The following is a 17,990-nucleotide window of genomic DNA, read 5'->3' as shown; positions in this document are numbered from 1 at the left end:
TATGAATCTACCTAAACCTAGCTTAGAAGATATCGAAATCAAATTGCTATTAGAGGGAATATATCAATACTACGGTTATGACTACCGTAATTATGCTTTATCTTCGCTCAAACGCCGGATTCAAAACTTTATGCGCTTGGAGGGTTTAAGTAATATTTCGGCATTACAAGAGCGATTACTTCATGAACGCAGCTGTCTAGCTAGATTTTTGCTGAGTGTGACAGTGAATGTAACATCAATGTTTCGAGATCCCAGCTTTTATTTAGCTTTTAGAAATCATGTTATCCCATTGTTACGCACCTATCCTTTTATTCGCATCTGGCACGCTGGATGTTCAACTGGAGAAGAAGTTTATTCAATGGCGATTCTGTTACAAGAAGAGGAACTTTACCACCGTTGCCGTATATATGCCACCGACACTAACGAAAATGTCCTACAAAGCGCCAAAAATGGGATTTATCCCTTAAATAAGATGCAAGAATATACTCAACTTTACCTAAAAACAGGCGGGAAGCGCTCTTTTTCAGAATATTACACTGCGGCTTATGATCATGCTATATTTAGAGCATCTCTGAGAGATAATGTGATTTTTGCACAGCATAATCTGGCTAATGACAGTTCTTTTAATGAATTTAATGTCATACTTTGCCGAAACGTTTTAATATATTTTAATCAGATACTTCAAAAGCAAGTACATGAGCTATTTTATCACAGTCTTTGCACCTTTGGTATCTTAGGTTTAGGTCGGCAAGAATCCCTCAGATTTACTGACCATGAGCAGTACTATCATGAAATAGCTAAGGGTGAAAAGCTTTACCGGAGGCTAAACTAGTGCCTTTTGAATGTGTGGTTATTGGGACTTCGTTAGGAGGATTATCTGCACTGCAAATAGTTCTAGGAAATTTACCCGCGGACTTTCTCATCCCAATTGCTATTGTGCAACATCGGCACAAAAACTCAGGCAACACATTGCTGGGATTATTACAAAAAGACTCATTATTGCCAATCAAGGAGGTGGAGGATAAAGACAAAATTTTACCAGGACAGGTCTATCTGGCTCCACCAGACTATCATTTACTCATTGAAACAGGTTATTTTGCTCTTTCTACAGATGAGCCTGTTTCTTATGCTAGACCATCTATTGATGTGCTGTTTGAGTCGGCGGCTGATATATACGCAGAACAAGCAATTGGTGTTATATTGACAGGGGCAAATCACGATGGCACACAAGGTCTAAAAAAAATCAAAGCACGGGGAGGAATGGCTATTGTACAGGAACCTACAACGGCAGAAAGCGCAATTATGCCAGTAGCAGCAATATCTGCTGTGAAAGTAGATGGGATTTTGTCGCTTTCACAAATTGCCCAACTACTGCTTAAAGTTTGTCATTGACAAAAGTGCTGAGACGCGATTGATCACGTCTGTAGAAGCAAGTGCTAAGTGAAAAATCACATTTTATAGCGTATTTAAGTAAATAAACTCATGCAGCCGGATTCCAAAGTAAATATCCTTTTGGTGGACGATAAGCTGGAAAATTTACTGGCACTAGAGGCAATTTTGGAAGGATTAGGACAAAACCTAGTCAAAGCCACTTCTGGAGAAGAAGCTTTAAGGTGTCTGTTGCATCAGGATTTTGCCGTAATTTTACTAGATGTGCAAATGCCAGGGATTGATGGCTTTGACACTGCGACCCTAGTTCGTAGTCGCGGGCGATCGCGCCATACTCCGATTATCTTTCTCACAGCCTTTAGTACCAGCGATCAAATGCTGTTTAAAGGCTATGCTCTGGGAGCTGTGGATTATCTGCTTAAACCCATAGATACAGATATATTGCTCTCCAAAGTTACAGTATTTGTCGAACTTTTTCAGAAAACGCAAGCAGTTGAACGACAAGCAGGGGAACTCACAGCTATCAATGCGGAATTAAAGCAAAGTGAAGAACGGTTCCGTTCACTGAGTACCTGTTCACCGATTGGGATTTTTGAGACTGATACTGAAGGAGTCTGTAAATATAGTAATCCTTGCTATCAAGAAATTTGTGGCTATACTTTAGCCGAGAGTTTAGAAACCAGATGGCTGGAATGTGTACATCCCGAAGAACAAGAAGAAGCGATCGCTAGTTGGTCTGCCTATATTCGCGGAGGTAAGGAATATTCGGCAGAATTCCGCTTTAAAAGAACCGATGGTAGTCAACCTTGGGTTAAGGTTCGCTCTTCGCCCATGTTTTCTAGCCACGGTGAATTACTTGGTTATGTAGGGACTCTGGAAAATATTACTGAGCGTAAGCAAGCGGAAGAAGTTCGCGCTCAAGTGATTCGAGAACAGACGGCTAGGCAAGAAGCAGAGGCTACTAACCGGATGAAAGATGAGTTTTTGGCTGTGCTTTCCCATGAACTCCGCACACCTTTGACTTCCATGTTGGGTTGGTCAAAAATCCTCCGCGCTAAAAAACTTGACGAAAAAGCGACGGCGCGCGCTCTGGATGCTATTGAACGCAATGCGATCTCTCAAATGAAGCTGATTGAGGATATCTTAGATGTCTCGCGAATTATTCGTGGTGAGCTACGGTTGCATTTAACTGTGGTGAATCTGATTTCGATCATTGAAGCAGCTTTAGAGTCGGTGCAACCTCTGGCAGAAACCAAAAATATTGAATTAAATCCTATTCTGGATACTTCTCTCAACTCGGTTTGTGGAGATCCCGCCCGGTTGCAGCAAATTGTCTGGAATTTACTGACTAATGCGATTAAGTTCACTCCTGAAGGCGGTAAGGTAGAAGTCCTGGCTAATACTATAGAATCACAGGGGGAAGATCAGTTATTTCCCCGTGAAGAAGTTAGACTTTCGTCTAGTTCTGCTCCCCTGCGGTTTTCTAAATCTGCCTATGCCCAAATCCAAGTGATTGATTCAGGTATTGGCATTAGCCCAGAATTCTTACCTCAAGTTTTTGATCGTTTCCGACAGGCGGATAGTACCACAACGCGATCGCATGGTGGCTTGGGTTTAGGTCTGGCGATTGTGCGTCATCTCGTAGAATTACACGGCGGCATGATTTCCGCAGCCAGTTTGGGGACAAAACAGGGATCGACTTTTACTGTAAAAATACCCCTGATGCAAGAAAACAGTAATATTAAAGACGGTGAAGAAATATGGCCAGGAAATGCGACTAATTAACGACTGTGCGCCGTTGATTGTTGATAGATCAGAAACGGTTGTGCTGACTTTAACACCGCCTCCAGTAATCCTGGAAATATTGCCTCTAAATCCTCTTGCCTTAACCGATTGATGTGTTGTGTACCTTCTTTATGAGTTAACACAACTCCCGACTCTCGTAAAATTTTAAAGTGATTGGACATGGTTGACTTGGCGATCGCAAAATCAAACCCCGCACAACACTGTTCTCCCTGAGTCGCCAGCAACCGCACAATCTCTAGCCGCACTGGATCGCCCAAAGCATACAGCACTCCTGGTAAGGAAATATCTTTTCGGTCTGGATGATATAAAAATTTCATTGTTGCATTATCTCTTTAAATGCCGTATATTTTTTTTATTCGATAATATCGAACAACCGAATTAAATCAGGAGGCACTTATGTCATCCGTTACAAATGTCACAGAAGCCACATTTAAAAAAGAAGTTCTGGAAAGTGAAATTCCAGTCTTAGTGGACTTTTGGGCCCCTTGGTGTGGTCCTTGTCGGATGGTGACTCCAGTTGTCGATGAAGTTGCTGGCGAATATGCAGGACAAGTAAAAGTCGTAAAACTGAACACAGATCAAAACCCGACTGTTGCTAGCCATTACGGTATTCGGAGCATTCCCACACTCATGGTATTTAAGGGGGGACGACAAGTTGATATAGTCGTGGGTGCAGTACAAAAAACTACCTTAGCTCAAACTTTAGGGCAGTATATTAAACAATAATAGCCTACTGAGTGTACAGACGTGATAAATCGCGTCTGTACACAAAAGTGCTGCTGTGAACGGATCAGCTAGAAAACTAATATCATCATCATCAGGAGAATCTCATGCATCCTACCACTCAAATTAAACCTTTAGATGTACCTAACGCCATCATCCAGCGTCGTTCTATCAAGACTTTTAAAACAGACCCCATTGCCCCGGAATTGCTTCAACAACTGGTAGAATTAACCGTAGCTGCGCCCAGCAGTTTCAATATCCAGGACTGGCAAATTGTCCTAGTCCAAGATGAGGCGCAAAAGGCAGCATTAGCCGCAGCAGCTTGGAATCAACAGCAAATTATTCAAGCGCCGGTGACCTTTGTCTTTGCAGCCGATCCTAACGCCGGGGAGGGAGATTTGACCCCAGTTTATGAACAGGCGATCGCGACTGGAGCTTGGAATGAAGGCACGGTAAACTACTTTAAAAGTGCTATTCCCCAATTTCAAACAGGGTTGGGAGACAAACGCCGGGAATATGCGATCAAGAATGCGATTATTGCTGCTACCCATTTAGTATTAGCCGCGGAAAGTTTAGGGTTGTCCACCTGCTTGATGAATGGCTGGATTGAGGCGCAAGTTAAAGAAATTATCGGTGCTGATGATCCTGATTTAGCGATCGCTGTTTTAGTCCCTGTCGGTTATGCAGCAGAGCCACGCTTAAACCCTGGTCGTTTGCCATTATCTCATAACGTGTCTGTAGGTAAAATAGGAAATTCATATCAAGGTTAAATTCACCTAATTCGTAATTCATAAACCGATGATTGAACTTTACTACTGGACAACCCCCAACGGACATAAAATTACTATGTTCCTGGAAGAAACCGGGCTACCATACACAATTATTCCGGTGAATATTGGGGCCGGAGAACAATTTAAACCAGAATTTCTCCAGATTTCTCCTAATAATCGCATCCCCGCAATTGTTGACCATGAACCTGTTACCGAGGATGGACCGATTTCCGTATTTGAATCTGGGGCAATTTTGCTGTATTTAGCCGAAAAAACCGGGAAATTGATTCCTGAAAATCTGCGCGATCGCGTTGAAGTCCTCCAGTGGTTATTCTGGCAAATGGGGGGACTCGGACCAATGGCGGGACAAAACCATCACTTCAACAAATACGCACCCGAAAAAATTGATTACGCCATTAATCGGTATGTTAAAGAGACAGGACGCTTATATGCAGTGCTAAATAAGCGCCTAGCAGATAGAGAATTTGTGGCCGGCGATTATTCCATAGCTGATATCGCCGCCTATCCTTGGATTGTCCCCCATGAAAGCCAAAGCCAGAACCTAGAGGATTTTCCTCACTTGCAGCGGTGGTTTGAAACAATTCAGGCTCGTCCCGCTACTATTCGCGCTTACGAAAAAGCAGAAGCATTCCAACAGGAACTTGACTTGGAAAAATCACGAAATTTGTTATTTAACCAGTCGGCAAATACAGTCAAAATCTAGGAATTTTACGATTCTCTCCTTGCTTTTGCGTAGCGTCTCCCTTTGGGAGCTGATCGAATCGCCCCCTAACCCCCAATTATGGGGGAACAAGAATTTTCAAAGTCCTCCAAACTTGGGGAATTTAGGGGGCAAAACAGGCTCAAACGCAGACAGGAATGACTTTCGCGTAGCGTCTCCCTCTTCTCCCAAAGGGAGAGGCTAACGCCAACGGAGAAGGAGAGGGGTTGGGGGTGAGGTTCCCTACTTGATTACGAACTGAAACGAAACGTCAACTTTAGTAAAATCAGGTTTAAATCTCACCAAGTTAGTGATAACTTAAATAGTAGGACGCGAAATAAAAAACTAACCCCAAAGGGTAAATGACTATGTGTCCCCTGTCATCAACCCAAGCAAAGATCAGTAGATCAATCATAAGTGGCAAACAACCTGATTTTCTGGTCAGAGCCAAATCCTCAAGTGGAAAAAGTGTGATTGCTGATGTTGCTAGATGCTCTGTAAACCCTAGTTTTGAAGTTTCAAATAATTAACAAGTTTAACAATTGCAAAACAGTGAACCTATAAAAACCTGGTCAACCCGTACCAGGTTTTTTGGTTTTCTAGGAAGTTTTCAATTGAATATGACTTACGCAAAAACTCTGTGAAACCCTCTTTACTTCTCCCAAGGGGAGACGCTACGCGAACGTGTACTTCTCCCAAAGGGAGAGGCTAGCGCCAATGTGGTTCGTTTTTTCATAATTTTGCGTAAATCCTGTTGAAATTAAATCTTTTCTTCAGTGTATCGTCTTGGTGTATAAACTGAAATGCGTCCATCACTGCGCTGAATTGTTCGGGTTTGGCTGGAACCAACTAAAATAACTGTCCGCATATCGGCTGAATCTGGTGTTAAGTGATCAAGTTTTATTACCTTCACCATTTGTCCTGATCTGCCGAGATTTCTGGCTAATACGACTGGGGTATCTGGTGTTCTATATTGCAGTAAAATAGTTTTCGCTGCTGCTAGTTGCCAAGTGCGCTCTTTGGAGACAGGATTATAGAAGGCGATCGCAAAATCAGCTTGAGCCGCCCCAGCAATTCGTTGTTCGATAATTGACCAAGGTTTTAAAATATCAGACAGGGATATCGCGCAGAAGTCGTGTCCTAATGGCGCACCAATGACCGCCGCCGCCGCTTGCATAGCCGATATCCCCGGTGCAACATGAATATCTATACTTTCCCATTCCGGTTTGGGGTAGCGATCGCATACCTCAAATACAGCCGCAGCCATTGCATATATCCCAGGATCACCAGAAGAAACTACTGCTACATATCGCCCTTTTGCTGCCAAATCCAGCGCCATTGTAGCCCGTGCAATTTCTTCCCGGTTGTCGGACTCGTGCAGTTGTTTACCATCAGCCAGAGAACCAATTAAATTTATGTATGTTTTGTAACCCACTAAATCAGTTGCAGATTTGAGTATTTCTTTCACCTCTGGAGACATCCACTTGGAAGCACCTGGCCCAGTGCCAATAATTGCTAACCGTCCCTGTGCTTGACCGATGGTGCTGGGGTCGATTGGTGTGGCGGCTATGGCGATAGCTAGGTGGGAAGATGAGGAGGATAAGGGAGATGAGCCAGTGGTGGTGAGTGCTATGGCTTGGGACGGGCTATAACCTTGTAATGTAAAATTTTCTAGTTGATTTGAGGTAAAAAAGCGGGCAGGTACTTTAAAGGCGTTAGCAATGGCTTTTAAGCTGGGATTATTGGCTAGGGTGATTGGTGCAAATATTCCGGCTACTGATTCTGGGGCAAGTTCGGCATCTGCTAGCAGCTGTTCTACTAAGGCTACATCAACGGTATCACTAATGGCAATTACTATAGTTGCTGGGTGATAAACAAGGCGGTTGGCTGAGGGAGTTACTAATCGTTCTGTAACCTGGATTGTCAAATCACCATTGGGGTCTATAGGTAGTTGACTATTACTCAACCAAGGCGCTGAACCTTCAAGCTTAACTTGCGCCCCTGCTAATAAATCTGAAATAAATTTCTTCGCATCATCTGGGTTGGCTAAATGATATCCAGGTGGAGGAGATAATAACGCGGTGCGGAAACGGATATCACCTGTGGTAGTGATTGCAGGTTTAACATCAAGCGCCTCAGCAATACGTCGCGCCAAATCATTCACACCATTCAGTCCACCCAAAAGTGGAACTACCGCACTACCATCTTCAGCTACGGCTATTACTGGCGGTTCCTGTTTTTTATCGGAAAGCATTGGTGCTATTGTTCTGATCAGGATACCAGCAGCACAAATACCAATTAACGGTGTTCCTTCGGCGAATAACTCGCGCAGTGTTTCCCCAAAATTCGTGAAGCTAACATCAACGCCAGATGTGCGACCTGCCAAACCGTATAATGTTGCCTCTGGCAGGACATTGATGATTTTTCGGGCTACTGGTACACTGTTTTCACCCAGTACCACTATGGCAGGTGCAATCTTTGTGATCATTTGATTAGATATTTTACAAAAGTTGATGTCCTTTCAAATGAAACCACAGATGGACACAGATAAACACAGATAATTTTGCACTAACAGTCTAATATTTCTTCGATAACACTCTTTAAATCTTTTTCCCCAGGGCGTTTAGCAAATTGCTCATGACTATAAATCCAAACAAGTCTGATGGTAAAAGTAGTGACATTCACTAAATACATTAACCTGATTTGTCCGGAAGCTCCCTTAGCAAATCGTAGTTCCAATTTGTGAAATGTCCATCCTTCTGTTAATTGCATCTTTGAGGGTAAAGGTTCTTGACGGGAGTTATAAGGATACTGCTCTTCAGTCAAATTTTCTATAATTTCTACCATCAGTTCAACAAAACTAGAACCATGAAACTTTGCCAATTTTTTAAAAGAACGCTGGAAATTATCAGACTTTTCAATCGAGAAGGGAGTTAAGCCAGTCACGCACCTCTCCTTTATTAATGCGATTTGAAGATTCTGAATTACAAGCGTCTTCTAAAACCTGAGACATTACAGATTGAAAAGCAGGATGGTCCCGTTCTATTAAATCAAGTTTCTGATAACCCAAAGCCTTCATATCCTCCAGCAAAATCCGTTCCGTTGAACTTGCATTTGCAGGTAAACCCTTGCGTGCTTTTGTCCAAGGAAACTCCAAGTGAGTCATATTACTGAGTCGATAAGCACGGTAACCACCAAAATATCCCCAAATTTCCTCTAACAGCTTTTTTTCATCTTGAGGAATCTGTAACAACAATTTCTGACTAGGTATGGGTAACTGCTGCGCTTCAAATTCACTGTAAAACCTGTAAGCCGGAGGACAGACAGGCCCGTATCGCCATGCTTGAATGTCTTCGTCAAACAATGGCTGATCGTATATTGCTAAATACAAGCTTTGTGAATAGTAGAGAAGCTTTTGAACCTTCATGTTGGTCATTTCGGCTTCTATACCGTCTTCGTAAGCCCTCGCAATAAAGTAGCGAGCTGCGTCTAGACAATTTATCATCGTTCAGACCCGCAAATAAAACCAAGCATAATATCATAGCAAATTTTTAATTTGCCTATATACTTAATTATAGATTCAATAGTACAGAAATACTATTTACATAGCGTGTCGTAGACAAGAATTTTGTTTAACCTATAGTCGATTTTTGGTGGGGATGATAATCATTGAGAAATAGGGTACTTGATCGGGATCAACTTCATCTAGGGGTACTATTCTTTGTTGTGTGGTTGTTGCCCTCTCAATATATAATGCCCGTGATGCCAAGCCTAATTGATGTAAAACATCTCGCACTTTGGTGAAATGGCGACCTAGTTTCATAATCGCTGCTGCATCAGTTGCTAGTAAGTGCGTAATCAATTCTTCTGCTGGCATGGGGGCAGGTAAAACGGTCATAATATCGTTGTAATAAGTGAAGGGTACACCCAAGGCTACAGGACAAGCCATGAGTGAGGATATTCCCGGTACAACTTCCGTTTGATAGTGTTGAGATAAACGTGTGAAAACATACATGAAGGAACCGTAGAAAAACGGGTCACCCTCACACAATACTACTACATCCCTGCCTGCGGCTAGATGTTCGGCTATTGGTTCAACTTCTTTGTCATAAATTAAATTGGCCGTTTCTGGTTCTAAGGCGCGGGGAAGGTGAAACAGCACCTCGATTTGATCCCCGGTGAGATATTGGGAGACGATCGCGCGCGCTATACTTTCTTTATCGACTGCTGACTGATAAGCCACCACAGGGGCAGCCTGTAATAGTCGCAATGCTTTCAATGTCAATAGTTCGGGATCACCTGGCCCTACACCAATTCCATAGAGACGGCCTTTGGTTTGCATGATTATTCTTCCTCTTTTGCTAAGGCATTAACGGCTGCTGCGGCGATCGCACTGCCACCACGCCGACCATGTAAAGTTAAAAATGGTACACCTTTGCTATTTGCTGCTAGTGCGGCTTTTGACTCTGCTGCACCAACGAATCCCACTGGAAAACCTAAAATCAGCGCAGGTTTTAGCACTCCTTCTTCCAGCATTTCTAACAGCCGAAATAGTGCTGTCGGGGCATTCCCCACTGCTACCACTGCCCCTTCTAAGTGCAATCGCCACAATTCTACGGCAGCAGCTGATCTCGTATTACCCAAACGTTTAGCCAGCGCTGGTACTTCCACATCATAGAGGGTGCAAATAACTTGGTTGTTTGTCGGTAGTCTCTTCCTCGTAATCCCTTCGGCAACCATGCGGCAATCACACAAAATCGGCGCACCTGCTGCTAGTGCTGCGCGTCCCGCCTGCACCGCCGTTGATGAATAACCCAAGTCAGTAACGATATCAGTCATTCCACAGGCATGGATTAGGCGTACAGCTACTTTTGCTACATCTGGAGGCAGGACATCCAGCTTGGCTTCGGATCTGATGATTGCAAAGGATTTACTGTAAATTTCGTTAGCATCTCGGATGTAGTCAGACATGGGAAAATAGTGAATGGTGAATGGTGAATGGGAATGGCTATGCCACGCAAGCTAACAGAAATAACCCTAACTTACAGAGGAAAATAACGGGTGTAATTGGGCAATCTCATATCTATTAACAAATTCTCCAAAGGATTCATCAGGATTTCGGCATTGAATTTTATAAACTTGTAACATCTGCCCTAACAATACAGGTAGTTCGGCCACAGTGACATATTGATAGAGTTGACGACCAAATTTTTGGTTGCTGTCACCTATGGCTTCGCCACGCAAGCTATCACCAACATAAATGTGATAAGCTCCCATTGTTCCATTTTCTGATTCTAGGCTGACACCGAGCAAGGTAATATCACTATGACTATGCTGGGCGCAAGATTTTTCGCAGCCGCTAAAATGAATATGAACTGGGTGATTTAGACTAACATGAGTTTCCAGATACTTTGCTAATGCCAAAGCATCACCTTTAGTATCCGTGGCGGAAGCTGCACAACCTTTATTACCAGAACAGGCAACTAATGCACTATTGATATTACTTGCTGAGACATCTAATTTTAAAACAGCAATTTCACTTTTGACATCGGTAAGCGATCGCGCCGGAATATCTGTCAGGAGCAAATTTTGCCAAGGAGTTAGCCTCAGAGTCCCGTTACCAAATCTCTGGGCTAAATCAGCTAAACCCCTAATTTGCTGAGTCTCTAGCCTACCTAAAGGTAAAACCACGCCAATATAAAATAAGCCTGGCTGACGCTGGGGATGAATACCGATATGTTGATAGTTGGAGTTTGACCTGTTTTCGACACTGGTTTTGTCAAACTGTCCCTGGGATGTGAGTTGAAAACCTAGACGTTGTTCAACTTCTTGAAGATAACGTTCACAACCCAAATTATTTAATAACTCTCGTAAACGCAGCTTGCGCCGACTGTTTGGGTCAGTATAGTTGAGATAAACTTCAGCCAAAGCTGCCAAAACTGGCAAACATGACTCTGGTAATAAGACAATTCCCATATCAATGGGTGGTTTTCCTTTGACACCGACGCTGAGATGCAGACGAAAATAAACTCTACCGTCAATTAAGACAGCAGCAAACATGATATCGTTGAGGCGATCGCACACCGAGACTGTACCACCACCATCAAAGCAAACACTAAATTTTGCCGATAGTCCTGATAGGGTGGGATGTGCGGCGATATAATTTTCCCAGTCCTGCACAAAGGGACGAGTATCAATTAATTCTTGGGGATCAATACCAGCAGTGGGACTGGTCATAATATTCCGAATGTGGTCAACAGCGAAATTGCGAGAACCAATACCTATATTTTGTAAATCCTGGAGAACTGCTGCATTTATTCCCGAACGCAGTTCCCTGATTTGGAGGTTGGCGCGATTGGTAATATCGACATATCCACCCCCGTAATTCTCTGCTATATCTGCGATTGCATGACACTGTTTACTATCCAGAATTCCACCTGGTACTCTGATGCGTGATAATATCCCATCTTGAGCGGGTGTATCATAAAATAAGCCAGGACATAAGGCAAAACCGGACAGCAAAACATTAACTCCTTCCCTGTGCGACGCAGGCAATAGATAGTATGTGTGTCTTAAAAACACTGCTATAGTTGGCATTCTGACTTGGCAAATGTTCTGCTTTCGCTTTACCATTACAGCTGCGGCACAGTCCCGGAATTTCACCGGAGTTTCCCAACTCTTAGCTTCAGTAATTTAACATGATCAGGTATTCAGATCGCTGGATGCGATCTATTTTTTATATTCAGTTAAACTTAGCACTGGGTATATCTGGAGATTTTATTTACAACCCAATGAGTAGCCCTGTGACATTTCTTTGGGCTAATTACACAACATTTCAGTAATTTTATTGTACTAAATCAACTAAGGTGTCACATTGGAACCGGACTACACATGAAACTAAGCATCCACGATAATGCTCAGATGTGAATACCGATAGTGTGATGTTGGTCGAACCAGGTTCTAAGATGCGTTTCACTTTGCAAACTTGCATCTTATTCTTACAGTAGGCAATAATGCGATCGCCTGCTTTGACATCCAACGCTTTAATTTTCAATTAATACTCAACCTAATTATGAAATTTAATTAACTCAAGTAAATATATATTGCTATATTTTACCTGGATTAACAGTTGTAATGCTTGTTCATTATAACACACTTACTAATAGTTATGAAATGCTCAAATTTTGGCGCTGTTTGACAAAGCATCATTACAGGCTATTTTTCCAAAAAATGATGATTAACTGGGATTAATCGCCGAAAAAGCCGCAAAATTTAGTTAAATTATTACAGCTTCTATGACACGGAAATGGTTATCGATTGTGGGTATTGGTGAAGATGGCTTACAGGGGTTAAGTGCGATCGCACGTTCTCTGATAGAGCAAGCTGAAGTGATTGTCGGAGGCGATCGCCATTTAGCCATGTTACCCCCAAATGATCAACGCCAGAAAATAGCCTGGACATCTCCCATTAGCAGTTCCATCGCCGAAATTATCCGTCGTCGGGGTGAATCAGTCTGTGTGTTAGCCAGTGGCGACCCTTTTTGTTACGGTATCGGTGTCACCCTGACGCGACAAATTCCCCTAGAAGAAATTACGATTATTCCTGCGCCTTCCACCTTCAGCCTCGCCTGTGCCAAATTGGGATGGTCTTTTAGGGAAACAGAAACCTTGAGTTTGTGCGGTCGTCCAGCCTCTCTACTCCATAGTTACATCTATCCCAACGCTAAACTTTTGATTTTGAGTGAAGGCAAAGACACGCCTGCAACTGTTGCCGACATCTTGACAAATCGCGGTTATGGTGGTAGTAAAATTACAGTTTTAGAACATCTGGGCGGTATTCAGGAAAGAATTGTCGAAGGTATAGCCGCAGATTGGGATAAAAGAGAAATTGCACCGTTGAATGCGATCGCAGTTGAATGTATTGCTAATGCTGGGGTGGTACCTTTACCTAGATTACCAGGATTGCCAGATCATGCCTATCACCATGATGGACAGTTAACCAAGAGTGAAGTCAGGGCGGTGACTTTAGCAAAATTAGCTCCCATTCCCGGAGAATTACTGTGGGATGTCGGTGCGGGTTGTGGTTCAATTTCTATCGAATGGATGCGGACTGATTCTCGATGTCAGGCGATCGCCATTGAACAGAATTCTTCTAGACTGGGTTACATAGCCAACAACGCCGCAGCTTTAGGAACTCCCCACCTGAAAATTATTAGCGGTAAAGCACCATCAATTCTCCAAAATTTACCCACACCGGATGCGATATTTATCGGCGGTGGAGTCACAGCAGCAGGGCTGTTTGATATCTGTTGGAATGCACTGCGTCCGGGTGGGCGATTAGTAGCTAATGTTGTCACTGTAGAAGGTGAGCAAATTTTATTTAAATGGTATGAGCAGGTTGGTGGTAGTTTAACTCGTATCGCTATTCAAAGAGCAGAACCTATTGGTAAATTTTTAGGTTGGCGGGCGATGTCACCTGTTACTCAATGGATAGCAATAAAACCTGAAAACTTTTAATAATAGTGAAGTGTGCAGACAAATAAATTATTTATTTTTCGTCCCATATAATTCATGCTATCACACTGTTAATAATTTATCTGGGCTAATTCATTTCTAACATTCTCCAGCATCACTTGATATCGAGGATCTTGTAAACCATTTCCGAAATCCCCATTTAAATACTGCTGTAAAAGTTTCTCTGCCGCTTTGTAATCTGCCATTGCACTGGCTTTATTATTTAAATCACGGTACATATTACCTCTGAAAAAGTATTGATCAGCATTGGGACTACTATCACCAATTAATTGATTCAAATCGGAAATTGCTTTCTTTTTTTCCCCTAACTTTTCATAAGCCCTAGCCCGGTTCCAATAAGCTCCCCTACTAAAACCAAACCTACCTGTATTTTGCCTAATTACTTCGCTATGGTCCGCCACTGCGGCTTGATAATTTCCCAGGTTATAGTAAGCATTAGCACGATGATAGTATGCTTCTTCACCTTGAGGATTGAGAGTAATTGCCTGTGTAAAAGAAGAAACCGCAGATTGGGAGTCTTTTTCGCAGTCTTCTTGAAAGTGTCCCAGACCTATGAAGTCTTTGACTGTATTCAGATACGGTGGCTTAAAAGTTTGGCACTCACTAGCAGCATTAGAAGCTGGTATTTGTGCAACTAACGGGATCGAAAAACCTAGCAGCAAAATAGACGATGCATAAGCTAACACAGAAGGTTTAGAGAATGTAAATTTCATAATTTCAACCAGATTAATAACGCTAATTTAACACACAAAAATTTTTTCCCAAGTTACTAAAATAATGAAGTATGGGCAAAACCCACCCCATCCGGTTTTTTAGGCAAAACCTCACGCCTATCAAATATCCTCTATGATGCAAAAACTACATCTTCGTAAAGTTCTGCTATAGTCGCCTCAAAGTCTATACTATTTAATCGAAATGACTTTTCTTCTGCTGTGTAGGATTGCAAAACCCACAGCCCTTGACCATTACGGCGAAAACATTCAACTCGCTGACGTTTTGTGTTAATTAAGACGTATTCTTCTAGAGTTTCTAGCAGCTGATAATCGGCGAATTTATCCCCTCGGTCAAAGGCTTCGGTAGAATCAGATAAAACTTCCACAATTAAAGTAGAAAATCTTTTATAAGCTGGCGTTTCTTGGTCTCTTTGGTCGCAAGTTACCATGACATCGGGATAGTAAAACCGATTCAGTGATTCAATTCTGGCTTTCATATCCGCGATGTAAACACGACAACCTGAACCACGTACATGATTACGGAGGAGAGTAGCAAGGTTGAGCGCAATTGTCACATGGGAATCTAGCGCCCCCGCCATTGCGTAGATATAGCCATCAATATACTCATGTTTAATATCACTCTGCTCTTCCATCTCTAAGTATTCTTCAGGAGTGACGTAGATTTCCGGGGAAGCAACCATATTTAAAACCTCAAGGTATAGACTATATTCCTGGGGTTTCATCCCCAAGCCAGAAGTTAACAGCTTTCCTACTATCTAGCATATACATATAAAAACGGGAAATGTACCTCAAAGATCACAGTTGCTGTTCGCCTAGCGTCTTGGAGATAGGAGAGATAAATGAGGTCTTAACCTACTACCGTTGTGAAACTTGTTATGCATGAATTATGTGAGACTGTATTAAACAGTGAAGAAAAAATTACTCTGCGTCAGTTTATCCTGGAATTAAGTGCTACCGATAAACGTTATTTTTTAAGAAACGAGATTTTACATAATTTTGCCGACTTTTGTCACCAATACCAAAAGCCTACTTACTTTTATTATTCTTCTTCTATTGGCAGACTAATTCATAATACCCATGAAATGATTTTAGAAGCAGAAGGCACATGGTTTGTGGTTCGACCCAGGATTGGTAGTCAACAAGTGTGGCGACTGCAAACCGATTTCTCTGGATTTGAGTCAATGACACCCCAAGCGTGGTTAGATGTCAGCGATCGCCTCGTTAATCGCTATCAACCGCACATTCTCGAAATTGATTTTCAACCTTTTTCGGAAGAATCCACTAGAATCAGTGACCCCAGAAACATTGGTCAAGGTCTAGCCTTTCTGAATCGTTACTTGTGTAATCAACTGTCTAATGACACTCATTATTGGCTAGAGGTGATATTTCAAGCATTATATCGGCTGACTTATGATCAAAAACCGCTGCTAATTAGCGATCGCATTCCCTCCGGTCTTCACCTAGTCAAACAAATTAAGCAAGCCTTAAAATTTCTCAATCAGCAACCCCCAGAAGAACCTTACGCCAATTTTCGTCCTCACCTCCAAGAACTCGGTTTGGAACCAGGGTGGGGTAATACGGCTGGGCGCATATCCGAAACCCTAGAACTGTTAGAACAACTCATTGATAACCCCCAACCCGCTATCTTAGAAGCCTTTGTCGCCCGTGTCCCCGCCATTTTCCGCGTCGCCCTCGTTTCCATACACGGTTGGGTTGGTCAACAGGATGTTTTAGGTAGAGATGAAACACTAGGTCAAGTAATATATGTCCTCGAACAAGCCCGCAGTTTAGAAAATAAACTCCAAGCAGAAATCAAACTTGCGGGACTTGACTTATTAGGGATTCAACCTCATGTAATTATCCTCACCAGACTCATTCCTAACTGCAAAGGCACAGAATGTAATTTGCGGTTAGAAAAAATCCACGATACTGAAAATGCTTGGATATTACGCGTTCCCTTTGGCGAATTTAATTCTGATATTACCAACAATTGGATTTCTAAATATGAGATTTGGCCTTATTTAGAAACATTTGCCCAAGATGCCGAGAAAGAACTATTAACTCAATTCCAAGGTTGTCCAAATCTGATTGTGGGCAACTATAGCGACGGTAACTTAGTCGCCTCTCTCATTTCCCGCAGCCTAAAAGTTACCCAGTGCAATATTGCCCATTCTTTAGAAAAACCTAAGCACTTATTTAGTAATTTATATTGGCAAAATCTAGAAGAAATTTATCACTTTTCTGCACAATTTACCGCCGATTTAATTAGCATGAATGCGGCTGATTTTATCATCACTTCATCCTACCAAGAAATTGTCGGCACACCAGACACAATCGGTCAATATGAGTCATACAAATGTTTTACCATGCCGGATCTATATCATGTGATTAATGGGATTGATTTGTTCAGTCCTAAATTCAACATGGTTCCGCCAGGAGTCAGTGAAAACATCTTTTTCCCTTATCACCAAAAAGACAGGCGAGATCCCGAATTTACTACCCAAGTACAGGATTTACTTTTTACTCGTGAACATTCCCAAATCCTCGGTCACTTAGATAACCCTAACAAGCGCCCAATCCTTACTGTTGCCCCCATCACCTCAGTAAAAAATCTCGCGGGATTGGCGGAATGTTTTGCTAAAAATCGGGCATTACAAGAACGTTGTAACCTGATTATTATTACGAGTAAACTGTATCCAAATGAAGCCACCAATTCAAAAGAAGTAGAGGAAATTCAAAAACTCCATGACATAATCAATCAGTATGAACTCCACGGAAATATCCGCTGTATAGGGATGCGTCTTCCTAGCCCTGATCTCGGAGAAGCATACCGAGTAATTGCCGATTCTCAAGGAATTTATGTCCACTTTGCCCGCTTTGAATCCTTTGGTCGCAGCATTCTAGAAGCGATGGTTTCTGGTTTACCAACTTTCGTCACTAAATTTGGTGGTGCTGTGGAAATTATTGAAGAGCGAGAAGATACTTTTCATATTAATCCTACAGATTTCAAGGAAACAGCAAATCAAATTTTGAGCTTCATTGATGAATGTGAGACTCAACCCCATTACTGGCAGAAAGTTTCCGATTCCATGAGTCAGCGTATTCTTAATAAATATAATTGGCAGTTAAACACCAGTCAAACACTATTGTTGGCGAAAATATTTAGCTTTTGGAACTTTGCCGCTCCGGAGAATAACGCCGCTAAACATCGCTATTTAGAAACCTTATTTCACCTAATTTTTAAACCCAGAGCGGAAAAGATTTTAGAAGAACATATGCAACGTTCTCTCGTCATGCAAAATTGAAAATTCTG

At 42.3% G+C, this 17,990-nt stretch carries 18 protein-coding genes and 1 riboswitch; of the genes, 8 read left to right on the top strand and 10 right to left on the bottom strand.

What is annotated here, in order from left to right:
* Position 1 precedes the first annotated feature (1 nt).
* The 3 genes from AACX33_RS14695 (at position 2) to AACX33_RS14685 (ending at position 3,174) form a co-directional block, all read left to right on the top strand.
* Complete coding sequence (locus tag AACX33_RS14695; RefSeq protein WP_194003567.1) at positions 2-832, top strand: CheR family methyltransferase; 831 nt, start codon at positions 2-4, stop codon at positions 830-832.
* Positions 832-1,392, top strand: coding sequence for a chemotaxis protein CheB (locus AACX33_RS14690; RefSeq protein ID WP_194003569.1), 561 nt, complete (start codon positions 832-834; stop codon positions 1,390-1,392). The genes AACX33_RS14695 and AACX33_RS14690 overlap by 1 nt, the downstream gene beginning before the upstream one ends.
* Positions 1,393-1,482: 90 nt before the next feature.
* Complete coding sequence (locus tag AACX33_RS14685) at positions 1,483-3,174, top strand: sensor histidine kinase (protein WP_194003571.1); 1,692 nt, start codon at positions 1,483-1,485, stop codon at positions 3,172-3,174.
* Here AACX33_RS14685 and AACX33_RS14680 read toward each other — a convergent pair.
* Complete coding sequence (locus tag AACX33_RS14680; RefSeq protein ID WP_194003573.1) at positions 3,171-3,512, bottom strand: ArsR/SmtB family transcription factor; 342 nt, start codon at positions 3,510-3,512, stop codon at positions 3,171-3,173. The genes AACX33_RS14685 and AACX33_RS14680 overlap by 4 nt on opposite strands.
* A 79-nt stretch (positions 3,513-3,591) precedes the next feature.
* Between AACX33_RS14680 and trxA the strand changes: the two genes are divergently transcribed.
* From trxA to AACX33_RS14665, 3 genes are all read left to right on the top strand, one after another.
* The gene (trxA, locus tag AACX33_RS14675) at positions 3,592-3,921 is read left to right on the top strand and encodes a thioredoxin (RefSeq protein WP_194003575.1); all 330 of its coding nucleotides are present in this window, start codon (positions 3,592-3,594) and stop codon (positions 3,919-3,921) included.
* A gap of 104 nt (positions 3,922-4,025) precedes the next feature.
* On the top strand, positions 4,026-4,688 hold the full coding sequence (locus tag AACX33_RS14670) for a nitroreductase family protein (RefSeq protein ID WP_194003577.1): 663 nt from the start codon (positions 4,026-4,028) through the stop codon (positions 4,686-4,688).
* A 28-nt stretch (positions 4,689-4,716) separates the two neighbouring features.
* Positions 4,717-5,412, top strand: a complete 696-nt coding sequence (locus tag AACX33_RS14665; RefSeq protein ID WP_194003579.1) for a glutathione binding-like protein — start codon at positions 4,717-4,719, stop codon at positions 5,410-5,412.
* A gap of 757 nt (positions 5,413-6,169) precedes the next feature.
* Here AACX33_RS14665 and cobJ read toward each other — a convergent pair.
* The 7 genes from cobJ to AACX33_RS14630 all read right to left on the bottom strand — a co-directional run bounded on the left by cobJ (position 6,170) and on the right by AACX33_RS14630 (position 12,463).
* Positions 6,170-7,897 carry a precorrin-3B C(17)-methyltransferase gene (gene cobJ / locus AACX33_RS14660; RefSeq protein WP_194003581.1) on the bottom strand — a complete coding sequence of 576 codons (1,728 nt, stop codon included), beginning with the start codon at positions 7,895-7,897 and terminating at the stop codon, positions 6,170-6,172.
* An 80-nt stretch (positions 7,898-7,977) separates the two neighbouring features.
* Complete coding sequence (locus tag AACX33_RS14655) at positions 7,978-8,355, bottom strand: hypothetical protein (RefSeq protein WP_194003583.1); 378 nt, start codon at positions 8,353-8,355, stop codon at positions 7,978-7,980.
* Positions 8,327-8,914, bottom strand: a complete 588-nt coding sequence (locus tag AACX33_RS14650; protein ID WP_194003585.1) for a Panacea domain-containing protein — start codon at positions 8,912-8,914, stop codon at positions 8,327-8,329. The genes AACX33_RS14655 and AACX33_RS14650 overlap by 29 nt, the downstream gene beginning before the upstream one ends.
* 132 nt (positions 8,915-9,046) lie before the next feature.
* The gene (locus AACX33_RS14645) at positions 9,047-9,751 is read right to left on the bottom strand and encodes a precorrin-2 C(20)-methyltransferase (protein ID WP_194003587.1); all 705 of its coding nucleotides are present in this window, start codon (positions 9,749-9,751) and stop codon (positions 9,047-9,049) included.
* A gap of 2 nt (positions 9,752-9,753) precedes the next feature.
* Complete coding sequence (locus AACX33_RS14640) at positions 9,754-10,380, bottom strand: precorrin-8X methylmutase (protein ID WP_227789090.1); 627 nt, start codon at positions 10,378-10,380, stop codon at positions 9,754-9,756.
* A gap of 66 nt (positions 10,381-10,446) precedes the next feature.
* Positions 10,447-12,006: a precorrin-3B synthase gene (cobG, locus tag AACX33_RS14635; RefSeq protein WP_275973770.1), complete on the bottom strand. Its 1,560-nt coding sequence runs from the start codon at positions 12,004-12,006 to the stop codon at positions 10,447-10,449.
* Positions 11,993-12,093, bottom strand: a riboswitch (adenosylcobalamin-variant (AdoCbl-variant) riboswitch). It overlaps the preceding gene by 14 nt.
* 160 nt (positions 12,094-12,253) lie before the next feature.
* Entirely contained in the window at positions 12,254-12,463 is a 210-nt protein-coding gene (locus tag AACX33_RS14630) for a hypothetical protein (protein WP_194003589.1), read from the bottom strand.
* Positions 12,464-12,704: 241 nt separating this feature from the next.
* Here AACX33_RS14630 and cbiE point away from each other — a divergent pair, with 241 nt between their 5' ends.
* Positions 12,705-13,925, top strand: coding sequence for a precorrin-6y C5,15-methyltransferase (decarboxylating) subunit CbiE (gene cbiE / locus AACX33_RS14625; protein ID WP_194003591.1), 1,221 nt, complete (start codon positions 12,705-12,707; stop codon positions 13,923-13,925).
* Between the two features lie 68 nt (positions 13,926-13,993).
* Here cbiE and AACX33_RS14620 read toward each other — a convergent pair whose 3' ends face one another.
* Both AACX33_RS14620 and AACX33_RS14615 read right to left on the bottom strand, forming a co-directional pair.
* Complete coding sequence (locus tag AACX33_RS14620; protein WP_194003593.1) at positions 13,994-14,656, bottom strand: tetratricopeptide repeat protein; 663 nt, start codon at positions 14,654-14,656, stop codon at positions 13,994-13,996.
* A gap of 131 nt (positions 14,657-14,787) precedes the next feature.
* Positions 14,788-15,357: a Uma2 family endonuclease gene (locus AACX33_RS14615; RefSeq protein ID WP_194003595.1), complete on the bottom strand. Its 570-nt coding sequence runs from the start codon at positions 15,355-15,357 to the stop codon at positions 14,788-14,790.
* A gap of 195 nt (positions 15,358-15,552) precedes the next feature.
* On the opposite strand from AACX33_RS14615, the gene AACX33_RS14610 reads away from it, so the two are divergent.
* Positions 15,553-17,982 carry a sucrose synthase gene (locus AACX33_RS14610; RefSeq protein ID WP_194003597.1) on the top strand — a complete coding sequence of 810 codons (2,430 nt, stop codon included), beginning with the start codon at positions 15,553-15,555 and terminating at the stop codon, positions 17,980-17,982.
* Positions 17,983-17,990 lie beyond the last annotated feature (8 nt).

The sequence above is a fragment of the Nodularia sp. LEGE 04288 genome, assembly GCF_963896525.1.
Classification (GTDB): domain Bacteria; phylum Cyanobacteriota; class Cyanobacteriia; order Cyanobacteriales; family Nostocaceae; genus Nodularia.
This window is presented reverse-complemented; position numbering and strand designations above follow the sequence as displayed.

What these genes read in the sequence shown, in the direction of transcription:
- AACX33_RS14665 (WP_194003579.1), top strand. Translation starts at nt 4,717, where the DNA reads ATGATTGAACTTTACTACTGGACAACCCCCAACGGACATAAAATTACT.
- AACX33_RS14670 (WP_194003577.1), top strand. Translation starts at nt 4,026, where the DNA reads ATGCATCCTACCACTCAAATTAAACCTTTAGATGTACCTAACGCCATC.
- AACX33_RS14620 (WP_194003593.1), bottom strand. Translation starts at nt 14,656, where the DNA reads ATGAAATTTACATTCTCTAAACCTTCTGTGTTAGCTTATGCATCGTCT.
- trxA (WP_194003575.1), top strand. Translation starts at nt 3,592, where the DNA reads ATGTCATCCGTTACAAATGTCACAGAAGCCACATTTAAAAAAGAAGTT.
- AACX33_RS14645 (WP_194003587.1), bottom strand. Translation starts at nt 9,751, where the DNA reads ATGCAAACCAAAGGCCGTCTCTATGGAATTGGTGTAGGGCCAGGTGAT.
- cobG (WP_275973770.1), bottom strand. Translation starts at nt 12,006, where the DNA reads ATGCCAACTATAGCAGTGTTTTTAAGACACACATACTATCTATTGCCT.
- AACX33_RS14680 (WP_194003573.1), bottom strand. Translation starts at nt 3,512, where the DNA reads ATGAAATTTTTATATCATCCAGACCGAAAAGATATTTCCTTACCAGGA.
- AACX33_RS14695 (WP_194003567.1), top strand. Translation starts at nt 2, where the DNA reads ATGAATCTACCTAAACCTAGCTTAGAAGATATCGAAATCAAATTGCTA.
- AACX33_RS14615 (WP_194003595.1), bottom strand. Translation starts at nt 15,357, where the DNA reads ATGGTTGCTTCCCCGGAAATCTACGTCACTCCTGAAGAATACTTAGAG.
- AACX33_RS14650 (WP_194003585.1), bottom strand. Translation starts at nt 8,914, where the DNA reads ATGATAAATTGTCTAGACGCAGCTCGCTACTTTATTGCGAGGGCTTAC.
- cbiE (WP_194003591.1), top strand. Translation starts at nt 12,705, where the DNA reads ATGACACGGAAATGGTTATCGATTGTGGGTATTGGTGAAGATGGCTTA.
- AACX33_RS14685 (WP_194003571.1), top strand. Translation starts at nt 1,483, where the DNA reads ATGCAGCCGGATTCCAAAGTAAATATCCTTTTGGTGGACGATAAGCTG.
- AACX33_RS14640 (WP_227789090.1), bottom strand. Translation starts at nt 10,380, where the DNA reads ATGTCTGACTACATCCGAGATGCTAACGAAATTTACAGTAAATCCTTT.
- cobJ (WP_194003581.1), bottom strand. Translation starts at nt 7,897, where the DNA reads ATGATCACAAAGATTGCACCTGCCATAGTGGTACTGGGTGAAAACAGT.
- AACX33_RS14610 (WP_194003597.1), top strand. Translation starts at nt 15,553, where the DNA reads ATGCATGAATTATGTGAGACTGTATTAAACAGTGAAGAAAAAATTACT.